This is a genomic window from Actinosynnema sp. ALI-1.44 (assembly GCF_001984155.1).
Lineage (GTDB): Bacteria > Actinomycetota > Actinomycetes > Mycobacteriales > Pseudonocardiaceae > Kibdelosporangium.
This window is the reverse complement of sequence record NZ_MTQO01000049.1, coordinates 376,063-395,106: the sequence shown is the minus strand read 5'-3', so window position 1 is coordinate 395,106 and position 19,044 is coordinate 376,063. Positions and strand designations below refer to the sequence as shown.

The window sequence follows — 19,044 nt, the reverse complement described above, 5'->3', positions numbered from 1 at the left end:
ACACCGACATGGGGATGGTGGTAGACGGGGCTCGCCTGGGGAGCCCCGTCTCCGTGGTCAGCTGTGCCGGTTGTTCAACCGGTGCCGGAATCGACCGTCGTCACAGGTCGATTTCGATGTCGTTGTGCGAGATGTCGATGTTCAGGACGTCTTTCAGGAACACCACGATGAGGTTCTTGACCACCTCGACGTTTCCGACGTCGATGGAGAGGTCGTTGAGGAAGTTCTCGAGAACCGTCAGTTCCAGGTCGTTGAGCACGCGGACGTTCTTGATGATCACGGTGACGTCGTTGAGGATGTCATTGCACGTGATGATGTTGACGGGCGTGTTGAAGCAGTCGAAAGCGCCAGTCCGGTCCGCGGTGGTCACAGCCTGGACAGTGACGGCGCCGCTGTCGCTCGTGGACGTGCTTGCCTGGGCCGAGTTCGCGCCGAGCAGCAGAACACTCACCAAACCGACGAGTGCGGCAATGGACGCGAAACGCTTCGTCATGGAGATCTCCGTCTCGTTCGTGCGCGTAGTTGGTTGATTGGCGAACGCAATGCTCACCCGGTGCGGCCGATCGAAGATGAATGATCAGGTCATACCCCGTGATCGGCTGGTGATCCGATCGTTTCGGTGATGCACCGCAATTTCGCGGGACCTAGTTTGGCACACGGGTGCGGGCTTGTGAACACAGGCCACTCCAACGGTCTACAGATAATGCTTACGTATCAACAACCGCGCTCTATTCGGCCGCCGTCGCGATAAATGACCTTCGGGCAACAGGGGGCAGGTGGATTACGACAGAAGGAACGTTTATCGATCTTTCGTCGAGCTTGACCTGCGGATCGTCTGAGCCTACGGCGCCATTCGGTCACCCCATACATCCCATCTTGGGACATTGATCCCCTGAGTCTCCGTCGGTCGGAAATGAGACCGGCATCACACGGTCGAAGCGTTTAACGTGCGACGCGTGGGCACCGGCGATCTGTGACAGAATTTCGTGTTTGGTATTCGTCCAACTGTCATCGATCTGACCAGTGGAGAATGGTGGACTACCAGTGCCCGGTAGCGCCTCATAGGCGTTGTTCGTTGATCTGCCGCCAGGCGGCGGCGAGACGGCGCACGCCTTCATCGAGGACGTCGGGCGGGCGGGCGTAGGCGAGGGCGAAGCGCCCTGGCAGCGATTGCGGCGACACCGCAGATCTGGGAACCAGTGCTACACCGTGACCAACGAGAGCGTCGGTGTCGAATCCCGTTCCGGGCGGCCGTATCCAGAGGCTCACGCCCCCTTCCGGCGGGCGCCAGGTGAACTGGGGGAGGTGTGTCGACAAGAGGGTCGACGCGTGTGTCAGGCGGTCGCGCAGCCACGTGACGCGTTCGGTTCGGATCTGATCCTCGTGCGCCAGGAGTTCGCATGCGAGGAGTTGCTCGAAGGTCGAGGCGGCGGCGCCTGTCGTGGTTGCGCTGAGGGACGTGATCACCATAGGTGCGGCGCGGATCCATGTGACGGTCAATTCGCCCCAGTGCAGGGGCGCGAGCGAGCCCATGGTGATCACGTTCGACGCGTCGGTGTACGCGGCCAGTGGGGGTGGTGGCGTGGCGAAGGCCAGCGGAGCGTTGCTGATGTCGTCGATGACGAACGCGTCGCGGTCGGCGATCGCCCACGCGAGTCTGTTGCGGAACTCGTGATCCAGCACCAGTCCCCGTGGTCCGAGTGTCGGCATCACGTGGACGAGCCGGACTCTTCGGCGTTCGAGCAGTCTTGTGAGTTGGTCATGGCCGTCGGTCACCGGTCTGACGGCGGACACGGTCATTTGCAGAGCCCGCAGTGCGCCCAGGACTTGTGGACTTGTCGGGTCTTCGACCACGACGCGGTCCCTGGGGTGTGCGACTCGTCCGGCCAGCAGCGCCAGGGTATGACCCGCCCCGGCCGTGATCATGATCTGGCCCGCGGTGGTGTGCAGGCCCTGGCGGGTGAGGTGGTCCGCGACCGCGTCCCTGAGTTCGGGAAGGCCTGCCGGATGCGCTCCTGGCGTGTCGAACGCGGTCGCGAACGCGTCCTGGCGCCTCTTCTGTGTCGCCAGCCTGCGCAGCAGGGGGTGAGCGGGTAGGCCGAGGGTGGCCAGGTCGATGACGTCCTTGCTGTCCGCCAGGCAGATGTGGGGCGACGGCACCGTGGGAGCGCGTGGTGGCACGGGGTCCATTCCATTACTTCTACAGGCTTGTAGAAGTAATGCGGAGACCTGTCACCTCGTTGCGCGAGTGGGGTGTCTGGTTGATCCGAATGCGCCCTTGCTGGGAGGATAAGGCTAGGCTAGCCTGCGTTGTTTGTACTCAGTCGTCTTGCTTGTTGAGTAGGTCGCGCAGGAGTTGCTCATCTTGTTCGTTCAGCGCACTGACGAAGCGGGTGAGTACCGAGGCGTGGTCGGCTTCGGTGTCGAGGATGCGTCCCATCCGCCAGGCGACCAGAGCTGTTTGGTCGCCCGTCGCGCGGTATCGGTAGGCGCGGCCGGAGCGTTCGCGGGTGACGACTTCCTTCTCGTACAAGCGCGTGAGCGTCGTGACGACAGCGCTGTAGGACAGTCCCTCCGGCAGGAGTTCCAGGATTTCCCCTGGGGTGAGGGCTTCGTCCGACTCGCTCAGCACGCCGAGGATCTCGGCCGAAAGGGCGCCGGGCTTGCGTCGTTGGCGCTGGTTCGGCGAATCACTCTCGGTCACGAGGCAAGCTTACCGACCGGTGGAGGCTCCGGTGTTTGACCACTTTGTCGTGTCGGTCGTGGCGGCTCCGCTCGTGGTGTTGCTGGCCGTATGGCTGTTGGCGGACCGGCTCCGGCCGGACCTCGCGGCGCGGGCCTTCGCGTGGTCGGCGATCGTCGCGGCCGTGTCGAGCGCGCTGAATCTGCTTTCCTTCGCACTCAAGGCGTTGGCCGAGATCCCGGCGATCGCGCGAGCCGGTGACTGGTCGTACCAGGTCGTGCTGGACGACACGGCCCATGTGCCGTGGGTGTCGTGGTTCTCCTTCGCCTGGACGGTGTTCATCGTGGCCGCCGTGATCTGGCAGGTGTTACGGCATTCTCGCGCGATGCGCAGCGCGTACCGGGAGGCTGAGCTGCTCGGGGCGGGCGGTGAGGTCGTGATCGTCCCGGACCAGCGGGTCGACGCCTTCGCGTTGCCGGGCAAGCCCGGCCGGATCGTGGTCACCCGTGGCATGCGGGACGCGCTCGACGAGACCCAGTACGCCGCGGTGATCGCCCACGAACGCGCCCACCTGGCCCACAACCACCAGCGTCTGGTCTGGCTCGCGAGTCTGGCCGCGGTGATCCACCCGGCGCTGATCCCGGTCGCGAGGAAGGTCAAGTTCCTGGTTGAGCGGGCAGCCGACGAACACGCTGCTCGAGAGCTGGGTGACCGCGGGAAGGTCGCCAAGGCCATCGGCTTGGCCGCGCTGGCCGCCTCCGCTCGTCCGGCCGTCGTCAACGGGGTGGGGCCGCTCACCGCGGTGAGCGCGGCACCCGGGGTCATGCCGGGCAGGGTGCGGGCACTGCTGGGGCCGGGGCAGGTCCGGCGGTGGCAGATCGTCGTCCCGGCCGCGCTCGCACTGGGAACCCTGATCTGGACTGGTGAGTGCGTGTACGACCTCTTCGAACTCCTGGCTCTGGCCAGCGGCTGACTGGTCTGTTCGGGGCTTGTGACCCGCAACCTCTACACATTTGTAGAAGATAGGCTAGGCTAACCTCGTCGGATGGCAGCCGAGGTCGCACGGCCACGCGGAGTCCTCAATGGACGACGTGTGGTCCTCTTCGCTGTGTCCTCAATGAAGTGACGTTCGCCGGTCCCGTCCGCAGGTCCGGTCGATCAGCCCTGCCCGGAAACAGTGTGGAGGCTCAGCCACGATGGCCGCGAATCCCTTTGACGACGAGGACGGCGTCTTCCTCGTGCTGGTGAACGACGAGGGACAGCACTCCCTGTGGCCCAGCTTCGCCGCGATCCCGGCGGGCTGGACGGTCGTGTACGGCGAGTCGACGCGCGCCGCCTGCCTGGACTACGTCGAACGCACCTGGACCGACATGCGGCCCAAGAGCCTGGTCGCCCAGATGGAACAAGGCCAGCGGACCTGACATGAGTACGGCACCGGAACCGCTGCTGACCGCGGCGGCGCTGGCCCGCGACGCGAAACCGCCGTTCGCCGTGTACGAACGCGGCCCACAGTGGACATTCGCGAGCGGCGCGCGGGCCGAGCTGCGGATGAACCGCCACGAGATCACGTGCACCACGTCGTCCGCGCAGCGCCGGGTACCGGTCGGCGACGACCCGCTCCAGCAGGTCGCCCGACTTCTACAGGCCTTGCCGATGCCTTCGTGGCACGCCTACGGCTGGGCCGCGTTCGAGCTGTCCCTGCTGCTGCACGGCATCCGGGACAGCGTCGGTGAGGAAACCCTGCTGCACCTGGTGATACCACAGCACGAGGTCGACGTCAGCCCTGGACCGGACGACGTCGACAGTGGGATCTGGCCGCGTCCACCAGGTGAACTGGCGAGTGCGCAGGAACGGGACGAGTCCTACATCGCCGCGGTCGCCGAACTCGTCGAGGACATCAAAGCTGGCCGATTACAGAAGGCGATCCTGTCCAGGGTCGTCCAGGTGCCGGGTGAGATCGACCTGGTGGCCACGTACGTGGCCGGTCGTCGCGGCAACACCCCGGCGCGGTCGTTCCTGCTGGACATGGGCGGTCTGCGAGCCGCCGGGTTCAGCCCGGAGACCGTGGTCGAGGTCGCCGCGAACGGCTGGGTGTCGACGCAGCCGCTCGCCGGGACGCGTGAACTCGTCGGCGACCCGGTCGCGGATCTGGCCAAGCGGGTGGAACTGCTCGGCGATCCCAAGGAGATCTACGAGCACGCCATCTCGGTGCGTCTCGCGCAGGACGAACTGCTCGCTGTGTGCCGCCCGGACTCCGTGCGGGTGGAGGAGTTCATGACGGTGCGCGAACGGGGAAGCGTCCAGCACCTCGCGTCCCGTGTCAGCGGCCGGATCGCCGAGGGGAAGAACGCCTGGCACGCCTTCGCCGCGCTGTTCCCGGCGATCACGGCGTCGGGCGTGCCGAAACGGGCCGCGCTCGAGACGATCGCCCGGCTCGAGCAGCCTCGCGGGCTCTACAGCGGCGCCGTGCTGGCACTCGACTCCGACGGCGCGTTGGACGCGGCTTTGGTGTTGCGGACCGTGTTCAGCAAGGACGGACAGACGTGGCTGCGGGCCGGAGCCGGTGTCGTCGGGATGTCCACACCGGAACGTGAATGGGTCGAGACGTGCGAGAAGTTCCGGAGCATCTCGCGTTTCCTCGTCCCACGGGAGCAAGGAGCGCTGAACGTGGGTGACCAGCCGGATCTCACGGCGGCCGGGCTGCGCCGGACCGCGGCCGAGCTGACCGAGGAGGACGCCGACTCGATCGACCCGGACACCGACCTGTTCGCGCTGGGGCTGGAGTCGATCGCACTGATGACCCTCGTCAGCACGTGGCGCCGGGCGGGGATCGAGGTGAACTTCGCCGAGCTGGCGGAGCACCCGACACTCGGCGCGTGGGAGAAACTGCTGGCCGAACGCCGCACCGCCGTCGTCGCCGACCACGTCGTTGAGGCCGGGGCGCCGGCCGCCGGTGACGAGTTTCCGTTGGCCGTGCTGCAGCACGCTTACTGGATCGGCCGCGGCGCGGGGCAGCGTCTCGGTGGTGTGGCGGCTCACCTGTACGTCGAGTTCGACGGATCCGACGTCGACCAGAACAGGTTGCGGAACGCCTTGGGGCGCTTGGTCGAACGGCACGACATGCTTCGCGTCGTCGTGACGGACAACGGGACGCAGCGCATCGGCACGACGTCCGGCTGGCGCGGCCTGACCGTGCACGACCTGCGCGAAGTGTCCGAAGAGGAACGTGCCAGGCGGCTCGCGGCGACCCGGGACACCCATTCTCACCAGATGCTCGACATCGAGAACGGCGAGGTGTTCGCCACCACGCTCAGTCTGCTGCCGAACGGCGGCAGCCGACTGCACGTCGACGTCGACATGGTGGCCGCCGACGCGGTCAGCTACCGGATCATGCTGGCCGACCTCGCCGCGTTCTACGCCTCCCCGGACGCGGATCTGCCGCCTCCGCGCTACAGCTACCGGCAATACCGCGAGGCCCACTCCGAGTCCCGGCGTGCCGCCGCCGCCCAGGCGCGGGAATGGTGGCAGCAAAGGCTGTCCACGCTGCCCGGCGCACCGGACCTGCCCAGGGCGACACGAACCGACGACCGCCCGCCCCGGGTCGCGCGGCGCGCTGTCCACCTGTCCGCGGACGAGCGCACGGCGCTGGCGGACGCTGCCCGCGCACACGGCTTGACCACTGCGATGGCTGTCGCGACGGCGTTCGCGGAGACGATCGGGGCGTGGAGCGCCGAACCCCGCTTCCTGCTGAACGTTCCGTTGTTCGACCGGGAACCGCTGCACGAGGACGTCGGCCGGATCGTCGGTGACTTCACCACTTCGGTGCTGCTGGAGGTCGACCTGTCGGAGCCCGCGGCGTTCGCCGACCGCGTCCGGCGCGTGCAGACCCGGATGCACAGCGACACCGCGCACGCCGAGTACTCCGGCGTGGAGGTGCTCCGGGATCTCACCCGATTGCACGGCGAGCAAGTGCTCGCTCCGGTCGTGTTCACCAGTGCGCTCAACCTCGGCGAGCTGTTCGACTCCTCGGTCCAGGACACGTTCGGCACGCCGGCGTGGATCATCTCGCAGGGGCCGCAGGTGCTGCTCGACGCCCAGGTGACCGAGCTCGGCGGCGGTCTGCTGGTGAACTGGGATTCCCGCGACGACGAGTTCGCCGACGGTGTCGTGGACGCGATGTTCGACGCGTTCGCCGCGCTGGTCAAACGCCTCGCCCGCGATCCCGAGGCGTGGGCGAACCCGGTGCCGGAACTGCTGCCTCTCGGGCAACGGGAACTCCGCGACGCGACCAACGCGACCGACGGGCCACGCGGCCACCGGCGTCTGCACGACGGTTTCTTCGCTCAAGCGGCGAAAACGCCGAACAACCCGGCGGTGATCGGCCGTGCGACGCTGACTTATGGCGAGCTGGCCAACCAAGCACTGGGTGTCGCCGCAGCCCTGGTGGCGCAAGGCGTGAAGCCAGGTGAGGCTGTGGGCATCACGCTGCCGAAAGGCCCGGACCAGGTGGCGGCGGTGCTCGGAGTGCTGGCCGCGGGCGCGGTCTACGTGCCGATCGGGTTGGGACAGCCGACGGCACGCGCCGAGCGCATCGCGGCACTGGCCGACTTGAAGTCCACACTCGGGCCAGGACCGTTGCCGTCCGCGCCGCCGCTGTCCGGGCCTGTCGACACCGACGAGGAACACCTGGCGTACATCCTCTTCACGTCCGGGTCGACGGGCGAGCCGAAGGGCGTCGAGGTGCCCCACCGGGCGGCCATGGCCACGATCGACGATCTGGTCGACCGGTTCGACATCGGTCCGGCCGACCGGACGCTCGGACTGTCCGCTTTGGACTTCGACCTGTCGGTGTTCGACCTGTTCGCGCCGCTGTCGGTCGGCGGTGCGGTGGTGATGGTGACCGACGACCGGCGCGAGGCGGCCACGTGGGCGGAACTCGTCGCGAAGCACCGGGTCACGGTCCTGAACTGTGTGCCGCAACTGCTGGACATGCTGCTGTCGTCCGGTGTCGCGCTCGGTACGTCACTGCGCGCGGTGCTGCTCGGTGGCGACTGGGTGGGCGTCGACCTGCCGGACAGGCTTGCCGAGGCGGTGCCGGGGTGCCGGTTCGCCGGGCTCGGCGGTACGACCGAGACCGCGATCCACTCGACGGTGTGCGAAGTGGACCGTCCGGTGCCTGCCGACTGGCGGGCGGTGCCGTACGGGACTCCGTTGCGAGGAGTGCGTTGCCGGGTGGTGGATCCGCTCGGCCGGGACTGCCCGGACTGGGTCGCCGGTGAGCTGTGGATCGGCGGCGACGGCGTGGCCCGCGGCTACCGGGGCGATCCGGCCAGGACCGCCGACAGGTTCGTCGAGCACGACGGTCTGCGCTGGTACCGGACCGGCGACATGGCTCGCTATCGCGGCGACGCGACGCTGGAGTTCCTCGGTCGGCGCGACAACCAGGTCAAGATCCGCGGCTTCCGGATCGAGTTGGGCGAAGTGGAAGCAGCACTGCTGGCCGATCCCGGCGTCACGGCCGCGGTCGCGGTGGTCGTCGGTGGTGTGCTGTGCGCGGGAGTCGTCACCGCCGACCCTGCCCCGATCAAGGACCGGATGCGCAACGCGGTCCCGGCTCACATGGTGCCCGAACGGATCGTGCTGCTCGAGCGTGTTCCCCTGACACCCAATGGGAAAGTCGACCGCAAGGCGGTCGCGGCAGCAGTGGGGCCGGTCGAACGCGGCTCCGGGCCCGCACCGGCGACTCCGTTGGAGCGAGTCATCGAACGCGTCTGGTGTGCGGTCCTGGGTGTCGACTCGGTCAGCTCCCATGCGGAGTTCTTCGCGGTCGGCGGGGACTCGGTGCTCGCGACGGCGATCGTCACCCGGCTGAGGTCCACCTTGGACACCAGGTCGATCTCGGTCCGGTCGTTGTTCGCCGCGCCGACGATCGCGGGTTTCGCCGAAACCCTGGTCCGAACACAGGAGAAACCCGGCCGCCTTGAGGCCGTGGCCGAGTTGTTCTGGCAGATCGAGGACATGACGGACGACGAGGTCCGGCAGCGGGCGGGAGCGGACTCGTGACAGGGGCACTGATCGACGGAGTGGTCGGCTGGCCTGCCACAGCCGCGGCCGAGTACCGTGCGCGGGGTTACTGGTGTGGTGAGACCTTCGGCCAGCTGTCGCGGAACTGGGCCAAGTGGTACGGCGAGTCGACCGCCGTGGTGTCCGGACCGGAACGGGTCAGTTACCGCGAACTGGACCAGCGCGCCGACGTGCTCGCCGCCGGGCTGCTTGACCGTGGTGTCCGGCCCGGTGACCGGATTGTCGTGCAGCTGCCGAACATCACCGAGTTCGTCGTGCTGTTCTTCGCGATGGCGCGCATCGGTGCCATTCCGGTGATGGCGCTTCCCGCGCACCGGCGCTCGGAGATCGCACACCTCGCGACCCTGTCGAAGGCCGTCGGGTACGTCATCCCCGACGTACACCAGGGATTCGACTACCGCACACTCGCGGCGGAGATCGACGTGCGGAACGTGTTCGTGGTCGGCGATCCCGGCCCGTACACCGCTTTCGCCAGCCTCGCCGGGGATCCGGACAGGGTCATGCCTGTCGTGGACCCGTCCTCGGTCGCGGTGTTGCTGATCTCAGGCGGTACCACGGGTCGGCCGAAGCTGATCCCGCGTACGCACGACGACTACGTCTACAACGCTCGGGCGAGCGCCGACGTCTGCGAGCTGACCGACAGCGACCGTTACCTGGTCACGTTGCCGATCGCGCACAACTTCCCGCTCGCGTGCCCGGGCATCCTCGGCACGCTGGGAGTGGGCGCGACCGTGGTGATGGCGCCCGCGCCGAGCGCGGAAGTCGGTTTCGCACTGGTGGAACAAGAGAAGATCACCGTGACCGCGCTGGTGCCGCCGCTGGCGCGGATGTGGGCCGACGAGGCCGGGTACTCCGCGGCCGACAAGTCCAGCCTGCGGCTGCTGCAGGTGGGCGGGGCGAAACTGGACGCCGACCTCGCGCGGCAGATCCCCAAAACGCTCGGATGCCGGGTGCAGCAGGTGTTCGGCATGGCCGAGGGGCTGCTCAACTACACCCGCCCCGACGATTCGGCCGACCTGGTCCAGACCACCCAGGGACGGCCGCTGAGTCCGGCTGACGAGGTCCGGGTGGTCGACGCCAACGGCGACGACGTCGCGCCGGGCGAGGTCGGCGAGCTCCTCACGCGTGGCCCGTACACGCTACGCGGCTACTACCGGGCAACCGAGTACAACGCCACGGCGTTCACCCCGGACGGTTTCTTCTGCACTGGTGACCTGGTCCGGCAGCTGCCCAGCGGGCACCTGGTGGTCGAAGGCCGGATCAAGGACGTGATCAACCGCGGCGGTGAGAAGGTCCCGGCCGGTGAACTGGAGGACCTGCTGCTGACTCATCCCGGCGTCGCCCAGGCCGCCGCCGTCGGCCTGCCGGACGACACCCTCGGTGAGTTGGTGTGCGCGGTCATCGTGCCCACGCAGGCGGGGCCACCGAAGCTCAAGGAACTCAAGGCGCACCTGACCGAACAGGGGCTTGCTCGGTTCAAACAGCCGGACAAGCTCGTCGTCCTCGACGAACTCCCGCTGACCGCGGTCGGCAAGATCAGCAAACGAGACCTGGTGAACGGGTTGACCAAGGGGGCGAACCCGTGAGCAACGAGACCGATGTCGCCGCGCTGCGACGTGACCTGCTGCGCCGCGCATTGGCCGAGCGTGATCTCGCTGACTCCACTGTGGACACAGTGGGCACGGCGGAACGGCGGACGGAGTACCCGCTGTCGCCGGGACAGCGCCGGATGTGGTCGTTGCAGCAGCTCGACCCGAAGTCGGTGGGCTACAACATCCGCATCGCGGTCGACCTGCGTGGCGAGCTCGACTACTCGCGTCTGGTCAACGCGGTCAACTCCGTGGTCGCACGGCACGACATCCTGCGCACGACGTACCGGATGGGCGAGGACGGCCAGGTGGTCCAAGTTGTTCACCCGGAACTACCGCCCGCGGTCGACCGTCAGGAGGGCGACGCCGACGCGCTGTGCCGTGACCTCGCCGCCCAACCGTTCGACCTGGCCACGAGCTCGCCGCTACGACTGCGTGTGATCACGACCGGCCCGGACACCGCGACGCTGGTCGTCGTCGCACACCACATCGCCTGGGACGACAGCACATCCGCCGTGTTCTTCGGTGAACTCATGGCCCTCTACGAGCGGCCAGAGAACACGCTGCCCCCGGTACGGCAGTTCTCGGATGTCGCGTTGACTCCGGCCAGGCCGGACAGTGTGGACTTCTGGCGTGCCGCGCTGGATCCGTTGCCGGACCTGCTTGACCTGCCCACGCTCAGCAACGCTGTGGGCGGGGGCCACGACCAGTCCCGCTCGATGCGTCCCGGTGCCGCGCAGCGAGTCCGGGAGATCGCCCGGCGCGAAGGCGCGTCCACGTTCATGGTGCTGCTCGCCGCAGTGACGGCGTTGCTGCACCGCTACACCGGCTCCCGTGACCTGATCATCGGCGCACCGGTGGTCAACCGGGACGTCGAAGGCGGCGACGAGATCATCGGCTACCTCGGCAACACGATCGCGCTGCGGATGCAGGTCGACGGCAACGACACGTTCGGCACGCTCCTGGCTCGCGCCAAGCAGGTCTGCCTGGCCGGATATGCCCACCAGGACGCGGACCTCGACGACGTCGCCCGAGTCGCGGACCCCGAGCGCACCCGCGGTGGCGCGGCTCTGTTCAACGTGGTCCTGTCGCTGCGGACGTCGGTGCTGGAGCCGTTCCGCGTGGCGGGTTTCACCGCCGTCCGCAGGCACGTGCCCGGCGACGACGCGCGGTTCGACCTCACCCTCGCGGTGGAGACTGACCGCGACGACCTCACGGTCGAAGCGAACCACCCGGCGGCTGCCGGTTCGGTCGACCTGGTCGGCCGGTTGCTGGCGCATTTCGACGTGTTGCTCGACGCGGTGGTGGCCCACCCGGAGCTGCCGGTCGGGGACGTCGACCTGCTCACCGACATCCCGCCGAGTTGGAACGACACGGCCGTGCCCGCCGAGACCCGGCTCCTGCCCGATCTGTTCGCCGCCCAGGCGGCCCGCACTCCTGACGCGACAGCCGTACTGGCAGGAGGGGAGCGGGTGACGTACCGCGACCTGGACGAGCGGTCGAACCGCCTCGCCCGGCTGCTGATCGCCCGGGGAATCGGCCCGGAATCGACCGTGGCCCTCTCCGTTGCGCGGTCGGTCGACATGGTTGTCGCCGTCTTGGCCGTGACCAAGGCGGGTGGAGCGTACGTGCCGGTGGATCCGGACTATCCAGCCGACCGCGTTCAATTCATGCTCAGTGACGCCCAGCCCAGGATGTTGCTGACGTCGTCCTTCCTGCGGGACGCGTCGCTTGAGCAGTACGCGCCTGACGCGATCTCCGACGCGGACCGGGTGGCGCCGCTCCTGCTTGACCATCCCGCATACGTCATCTACACGTCGGGGTCCACTGGCGTGCCGAAGGGCGTCGTGGTGTCGCACCGCGCGTTGAGCAACCACTTCGCGTGGTCGCTGAGCCGGTTCGCCGGGCTGGCCGGACACACCCTGATGCACTCGTCGATCTCGTTCGACTTCTCGGTGACACCCCTGTTCAGCACGCTGATCGCGGGCGGCACGCTGGAGCTGTGCGCGGACTCGCCGGACGCGATCGCGGAAGCCGTCGGCGCTGCGACGTTCCTCAAGATCACGCCGAGCCACCTGCCGCTGCTGTCGTCCGTACGGTTCGCCGACAGCGGCAAGCGGACACTGGTCATCGCTGGCGAGGCGCTCAGAGGCGAGGCGCTGGCCGGGTGGCACGCCGACGGCCCGATGGACGTGATCAACGAATACGGTCCGACGGAGACCACGGTCGGCTGCCTGCTCCACGACATCCGTGGCGAGATTCCCCACGGCGCTGTCCCGGTGGGTTTCCCCGTCGGCAACACCACCTGCCACGTGCTCGACGACCGGCTGCGACCGGTGCCGATCGGTGTGACAGGGGAGCTGTACGTCGGGGGAGTGCAGTTGGCGCGCGGGTACCTGCGCAGGCCGGGGCTGACGGCGGCCCGGTTCGTGGCCGGACCGGCCGGGGCACGGCTGTACCGGACCGGCGACCGGGTCCGCAGGCTGCCGTCGGGCGCGATCGAGTTCCTCGGCCGAACCGACGACCAGGTCAAGATCCGCGGGTTCCGGGTGGAACCGGGAGAGATCGAGTCGGTCCTGCTGCGGCACCCCGACGTCGCACAGGCCGTCGTGGTCGCGCGGACCGATGGGCCCGGCGGTGTGTACCTGGCCGGATACGTCGTGCTGTCCGGCGGCACCGGACCGGACCTGCGGGCACATGTGGCCGCGGAACTGCCGGATCACATGGTGCCGTCGGTGTTCGTCACGCTGGACGCGTTGCCGCTGTCGCCATCGGGCAAGGTCGAGCGCCGATCCCTCCCGACGCCGGAACTGCCGGACGCGGGCGGCGGGCGTGCCCCGGCGAACGACGTCGAACGCACCTTGGCCGAGCTGTTCGCCGAAGTGCTGAAGCTCGACACGGTGGCTGTGGACAAGTCGTTCTTCGAGTTGGGCGGCGACAGCATCGTGTCGATCCGACTGGTCCGCCGGGCTCGCCAAGCCGGTCTGAAGATCACCCCACGAGACGTGTTCGCCCACCGCACGGTCGAAAAGCTCGCGACCGTGACGCAGGTCGAAGAGAAGGTGCAGGCGGACACCGCCGGGTCCGGCCGGGTGGAGTTGACGCCGATCATGCGCGCGTTCGCCGAGCGCGGTCCATGGGGTGACAAGCACCGCATGTCGATCGTCCTGAACAGACAGTCTCCAGTGGATCCCGTCCGACTGGAACGGGCCATCCAGGCGATCCTCGACAGGCACGACGCGCTCCGAGCCCGCGTGCGTGACGGTGTGCTGGAGTTCCAGGACGCGGCCACATCGGTTGTGCGTCGCGCCGACAGCGACGATGTCCAGGCAGAGCTGGACAAGGTGACCAGTGAACTGTCTCTTGCGGACGGTGCTGTGCTGCGCGTCGTCTGGTTCGAATCACAGGTGCTCGTGGTCGCGCACCATTTGGTCGTCGACGGCGTCTCGTGGCGGGTGTTCGTCGAAGACCTCGCTGACGCGTACGCGGGCCGCGAGCTGGCTCCGGTGCCGACGTCGTTTCGCAGCTGGGCGAAAGGACTGGTGGACAAAGCGTCCACCCGATCCGGTGAGCTGGAACTCTGGCGTGAGCTCCTCGAAGGCCCGAACGTGATGCTGGGCCAGCGCGCGGCGGATCCGCGACTCGATACATGGGCCACGGTCCGAACACACACCGTTCGCGTCGAACCAGACGTCACCGACGCCGTGCTCACCACTGTCCCTGCCGCGTTCTTCGCCGGTGTCGATGACGTCCTGCTCGCCGCCCTGAGTCTGGCCGTACGCGAATCTGTGCTTGTCCTGTTGGAGCGGCACGGACGGGAACAGTCCGCGGTGCCCGGCGCCGACCTGTCGCGGACGTTGGGCTGGTTCACCAGCCAGCATCCGGTCCGGCTGGACGCCTCCGCACTGGACATCGACGACGCCCTCTCCGGCGGCCCAGCGGCGGGCATGGCGGTGAGAAAGGTCAAGGAGCACCTGCGATCGCTGCCGGACAACGGCATCGGCTTCGGCATCCTGCGCCACCTGCACCCGGAATCCGCGGCCCGACTGGCAGGTTTGCCCGAGCCACAACTCGGCTTCAACTACCTCGGCCGGTTCGACGCCGCGGGCGGGGACTGGACCGTTGCGGAAGGCGGACTGGGCGCGGCCTACGACGACGACATGGCGTTGCCTGCTGGGCTGGTGGTCAACGCGGTCACCGAGGACACCCCGCAAGGCCCCGTTCTGACCGCGCACTGGATGTACGCGTCCGGGGTGTTCGACCAAGCCACGGTCGAGGCTTTGGCCGAACGGTGGGTGGCCGCGCTTCGTGGGTTGGCGCGGCACGCCCAAGGACCAGGGACGGGCGGACGGACGCCCTCGGACGTGTCGCTGGTGTCGTTGAGCCAAGGCCAACTGGATGCCCTCGAAGCGAAGTGGAAGCGCGCATGAGCGAGATCGAGGACATCCTCCCGCTGTCGCCACTGCAGGAGGGGATGCTGTTCCACTCCGTGCTCGACGAGGACGGCACGGATGTCTACATCGCCCAGTTGGTCCTGGACCTGACCGGGCCGCTCGACCTCCGCAGGCTGCGCGGCGCGGTGCAGGCGCTGGTGGCTCGGCACTCCGCGCTGCGCAGCTGTTTCGTGCGGGATGTCGGCGATCCGATTCAGGTCGTGCTGCGTGCGGTCGACGTGCCGTGGACCGAGATCGAGGTCACCGGCACCGACCACGTCGACGAGTTGATCGCCGCGGACCGGACCACCCGGTTCGACCTCGACCAGCCGCCGCTGGTGCGCGCGATGGTGCTGAAGTTCCGCGACGGAAGCCACCGTGTCGTGCTGACCAACCACCACCTCGTGGTGGACGGCTGGTCCACGCCACTGCTCATGCGTGACCTGTTCGCGCTCTACGCAGGCCAGGATCTGCCACCCGTTCGTCCGTACGGCGATCACCTGGCCTGGCTGTCCACTCAGGACCGGCCAGCGTCGCTGGCGGCGTGGCGGGCCGTGTTGGGCGGTGTCACGGAGCCCATGGTGCTGGTTGCCGGGGCGCAGGGCACGCCCGCCGTCCTGCCTGCCGAGTGCGTCGAGGACCTTCCGGCCGAACTGGCCGAGGCGCTGACCGGCCTCGCACGGTCGACCGGCGTCACGCTCAACACCGTCGTCCAGGCGGCCTGGGGCGTGCTCGCCGCCCGGCTGACCGGCCGCGACGAGGTGATCTTCGGCGCGACCGTGTCCGGCCGGCCGGCCGATCTGCCGGGTGTCGAGTCCATGGTGGGCCTGTTCATCAACACGATCCCGGTACGCCTGGAAGTCCGGCCCGCCGACACCGTCGGGCAACTGCTGCGGCGCTTGCAGGCCGAGCAGGCCGACCTGCTGGATCACCAGTACGTGGGTTTGGCGGAAGTGCAACGCGCGCTGGGCACGGGCACGGGGGAGCTGTTCGACAGCCTGGTCGTGTTCGAGTCGTTCCCGTTCGACCACAACGCGATCGACAACGCCTTGGCGTCGTGCGGACTGCACGCCACTGCCGTGTCCCGGCCGATCTCGACGCACTACCCGTTGACGCTGATGGTGATGCCGTCGAACGGGAAGTTCGAGGTCACCCTGAAGTACCGGCCGGACGTGGTCGACTCGACGCGAGCACAAGACCTGCTGGCGCGGCTGCGCGCAGTGCTCACGGAAATGACCCAGCTGTCCCGGGTCGCCGATCTGGGTCGCGTGCCCGTCAACCCGCACAAGGCTCTACCCGGGCCGGAACTGCCAGACTGCACCCTGATCGAGTTGTTCGAGGCCCAAGCCGCCCGCACACCCCGTGCGACGGCCGTCGAGTTCGGCGACCACGCGGTGACCTACGCGGAACTGGACGCACGGGCGGAATCCCTGGCCGCACGACTGGCCGAGCTGGGAGCCGGGCCGGACACGCTCGTCGCCATCATGGTGCCGCGCTCGATCGACCTGATCATTTCCGCAGTGGCCGTGCTCAAGGCAGGCGCGGGCTACGTGCCCCTGGATCAGGCCTACCCGGCTGAACGGATCCACTTCACGCTTTCGGACGCCGCACCCGTCGCCCTCATCACGGACGCCGAGCACGACCTGGGCGTGCCGGTGGTCCGTCCCGGTGAAACCGGCCAAGGACGCGCGGTCCGGGCGCGACAAGACGACACCGCGTACGTCATCTACACGTCAGGCTCGACCGGCACACCCAAGGGCGTCGTGGTTTCGCATCGAGCTGTGGTCGCGCTGATGACGTCAGCGCAGCAGGTGTTCGACTTCGGCCCTGATGACGTGTGGACGATGTTCCACTCGTTCGCGTTCGACTTCTCCGTCTGGGAGATGTGGGGGCCACTGCTGCACGGCGGCCGTCTCGTCGTTGTGCCCCACGACGTTTCCCGGTCGCCCGAGGATTTCGCCGAGCTGCTGGCGCGCCGGGGCGTGACCGTGCTCAACCAGACGCCGTCCGCGTTCTACCAGCTACCCCGTCGTGAACTTTCCCTGCGTGCCGTCATTTTCGGTGGTGAGGCGCTGGACGCGTCCCGGCTCGCCGCGTGGCGAGGCGGTCCACGGCTGATCAACATGTACGGCATCACCGAGACCACGGTCCACGTCACCCGGCACGACCTCGCCGACGGCCCGGGAATCGGCCGCGGCCTGCCAGGGCTCGCCGTGCACGTGCTCGACAGCAGCCTGCGGCCGGTGCCGGACGGGGTCGTCGGCGAGATCTACGTCAGCGGCCCCCAGCTGGCCAGGGGCTACCTGGGGAAGGCGGCGCTGACCGCGACCCGGTTCGTGGCGAATCCCCTCGGGGCCGGGGGCGAGCGGCTGTACCGCAGTGGTGATCTCGCCCGCTGGGTCGACGGCACCCTGCACTACGTCGGCCGCGCCGACGACCAGCTCAAGATCCGTGGTTTCCGGATCGAGCCGGGTGAGGTCGAGGCGGCGATCGCCGCGGCTCCCGGTGTGACCGGATGCGCCGTGGTCGCCCGTGCGTCGCGGCTCGTGGCGTACGTGGTCGGCCAGATCGACGGCCTGCGCGAGCACCTGGGCGCCGTCCTCCCGGCCCACATGGTGCCGTCCGTCTTTGTGCCCGTCGACGCCATTCCCCTGACCCACAACGGTAAACTCGACCGGCGGGCGTTGCCGCAACCCGAAGTCGGCGCGTCGACCGGCCGCGCGCCCAGCACCGATACCGAACGGGCCATCGCGGACTTGTTCGGGCAGCTGCTCGGTCGTGCGTCGGTCGGTGCCGACGAGTCGTTCTTCGAACTCGGCGGCGACAGCATCATCGCCATCCAGCTGGTCGGCCGTGCGCGCGCCGCAGGTCTGACACTCTCGCCACGCCAGGTCTTCGAACTGCGCACCGTCGCCGAACTGGCGGCGGTCGCGGACACCGTGACGGCCGAACCCGAAGTCAGGGATGTGCCGGACAGTGTCGGGCCGGTCCGGCTGACGCCGATCATGCGGAGGTTTCTGGCGCGCGGTGGGCCCTTCGAACGGTTCTCACAGGCCGTACTCGTGCCCGTGCCGTTGGATCTGACTCGGGATCAGGTCGTCGGCGGTCTGCAGGAACTGCTGGATCACCACGACATGCTCCGCGCACGGATGCGGGGACACGACTTGGAGGTTCTGCCGGTCGGTGCCGTGAACGCGGACAGCCTGGTGCACCGGGTCGAAGGGCCGCACGACGAGGACGTGCTGCGCCGCGAACACCACGCCGCGGTCGACCGGCTCGACCGAGCTGCGGGGCGCCTGGTCCAGTTGACCTGGCTCGACGGGGTGCTGGTGCTGACCTGCCACCACATCGCCACTGACGGTTATTCGTGCACGATCCTCGCCGAAGATCTCGCCACCGCCGTCACCGGTGGGCAACTACCCGCTGTCCGCACGTCGTTCCGGGCGTGGGCCGAGCAGGTGCGCGGCGTCGACCGCACGACCGAATTCCCCCTGTGGCACGAGATCCTCGCCGGACCTGACCCCGTGCTGGGGACCCGCAGGCTCGACTACGCCACGGACACCCGCGACACAGTGGTCGAAGTGGTCACGTCACTGCCCGCCGAGATCGCCGAACCAGTACTCACGACAGTGCCCGCGGCCTTCCGAACTGGCCCGAGCGAGGTCCTGCTCGCCGCCTTCGGCCAAGCCGTCGCCGCCTGGCGCGGAAACCCGTCCGTCCTGGTGACGATCGAGGCCCACGGCCGCGAGCAGCAGGTGGTCCCCGGTGCGGACCTGTCCCGCACGGTCGGCTGGTTCACCACCCAGTACCCGGTCCGGCTGCCGGGCAGCGGGGACATCAAACAGGTCAAGGAGCACCTCAACGCGCTGCCCGACCGAGGAATCGGATACGGGCTGCAACAGGGGCTCGACGAGTTCCCCGAACCGCAGATCCTGTTCAACTACATGGGCCGCGCGGAGACCTCCGGATTCGGCTTCGGCGGTGTGATCCCGGCTGCCGACGCGGCTCTGCCCGCAGCGGCGGCGCTGGCCGTGAACACCGTCGCGGACGACAGCGGCCTGCGCATGCAGTTCCGCTACCCGGCCGCGTTGTTCGACGAGCACGACATCCACCGGCTCGCCGAGCTGTGGAAAGACGCGCTGACCACCAGCGCGGCCCAGCGTGACCAAGGCGGCCGCACGCCGTCCGATCTGCCCCTGATCTCCACCACTCAAGGGGAAATCGAGAACTGGGAGTCCCGGTATCCGGCGTTGGC

At 68.4% G+C, this 19,044-nt stretch carries 9 protein-coding genes (1 of these 9 only partly in view); 6 read left to right on the top strand and 3 right to left on the bottom strand.

Features of this window, described 5'->3' with window-relative positions:
* Positions 1-100: 100 nt before the first annotated feature.
* From ALI144C_RS31665 to ALI144C_RS31655, 3 genes are all read right to left on the bottom strand, one after another.
* The gene (locus ALI144C_RS31665; protein WP_076990831.1) at positions 101-493 is read right to left on the bottom strand and encodes a hypothetical protein; all 393 of its coding nucleotides are present in this window, start codon (positions 491-493) and stop codon (positions 101-103) included.
* Positions 494-1,059: 566 nt separating this feature from the next.
* A complete protein-coding gene (locus ALI144C_RS31660) occupies positions 1,060-2,181 on the bottom strand; it encodes an aminotransferase class I/II-fold pyridoxal phosphate-dependent enzyme (protein WP_168211388.1) in 1,122 nt (373 codons plus the stop codon).
* A gap of 139 nt (positions 2,182-2,320) precedes the next feature.
* Positions 2,321-2,704: a BlaI/MecI/CopY family transcriptional regulator gene (locus tag ALI144C_RS31655; protein WP_076990829.1), complete on the bottom strand. Its 384-nt coding sequence runs from the start codon at positions 2,702-2,704 to the stop codon at positions 2,321-2,323.
* Between the two features lie 31 nt (positions 2,705-2,735).
* Here ALI144C_RS31655 and ALI144C_RS31650 point away from each other — a divergent pair, with 31 nt between their 5' ends.
* The 6 genes from ALI144C_RS31650 to ALI144C_RS31625 form a co-directional block, all read left to right on the top strand.
* Positions 2,736-3,656, top strand: coding sequence for a M56 family metallopeptidase (locus tag ALI144C_RS31650; protein ID WP_076990828.1), 921 nt, complete (start codon positions 2,736-2,738; stop codon positions 3,654-3,656).
* Between the two features lie 223 nt (positions 3,657-3,879).
* On the top strand, positions 3,880-4,104 hold the full coding sequence (locus ALI144C_RS31645; protein ID WP_076990827.1) for an MbtH family protein: 225 nt from the start codon (positions 3,880-3,882) through the stop codon (positions 4,102-4,104).
* A 1-nt stretch (position 4,105) separates the two neighbouring features.
* Positions 4,106-8,746, top strand: coding sequence for a salicylate synthase (locus ALI144C_RS31640; protein ID WP_076990826.1), 4,641 nt, complete (start codon positions 4,106-4,108; stop codon positions 8,744-8,746).
* The gene (locus ALI144C_RS31635) at positions 8,743-10,353 is read left to right on the top strand and encodes a (2,3-dihydroxybenzoyl)adenylate synthase (protein WP_076990825.1); all 1,611 of its coding nucleotides are present in this window, start codon (positions 8,743-8,745) and stop codon (positions 10,351-10,353) included. The genes ALI144C_RS31640 and ALI144C_RS31635 overlap by 4 nt, the downstream gene beginning before the upstream one ends.
* Positions 10,350-14,786: a non-ribosomal peptide synthetase gene (locus ALI144C_RS31630; RefSeq protein ID WP_076990824.1), complete on the top strand. Its 4,437-nt coding sequence runs from the start codon at positions 10,350-10,352 to the stop codon at positions 14,784-14,786. The genes ALI144C_RS31635 and ALI144C_RS31630 overlap by 4 nt, the downstream gene beginning before the upstream one ends.
* Positions 14,783-19,044, top strand: partial view of a non-ribosomal peptide synthetase gene (locus ALI144C_RS31625; RefSeq protein ID WP_076990823.1) — the 5' end (the start) only. Its footprint extends 10,426 nt past the window's final position; 4,262 of the gene's 14,688 nt are visible here — the first part of the coding sequence; the start codon lies at positions 14,783-14,785; the stop codon falls past the right edge of the window. The genes ALI144C_RS31630 and ALI144C_RS31625 overlap by 4 nt, the downstream gene beginning before the upstream one ends.

Coding starts and splice junctions, on each gene's coding strand:
- ALI144C_RS31665 (WP_076990831.1), bottom strand. CDS start 493: ATGACGAAGCGTTTCGCGTCCATTGCCGCACTCGTCGGTTTGGTGAGT.
- ALI144C_RS31645 (WP_076990827.1), top strand. CDS start 3,880: ATGGCCGCGAATCCCTTTGACGACGAGGACGGCGTCTTCCTCGTGCTG.
- ALI144C_RS31640 (WP_076990826.1), top strand. CDS start 4,106: ATGAGTACGGCACCGGAACCGCTGCTGACCGCGGCGGCGCTGGCCCGC.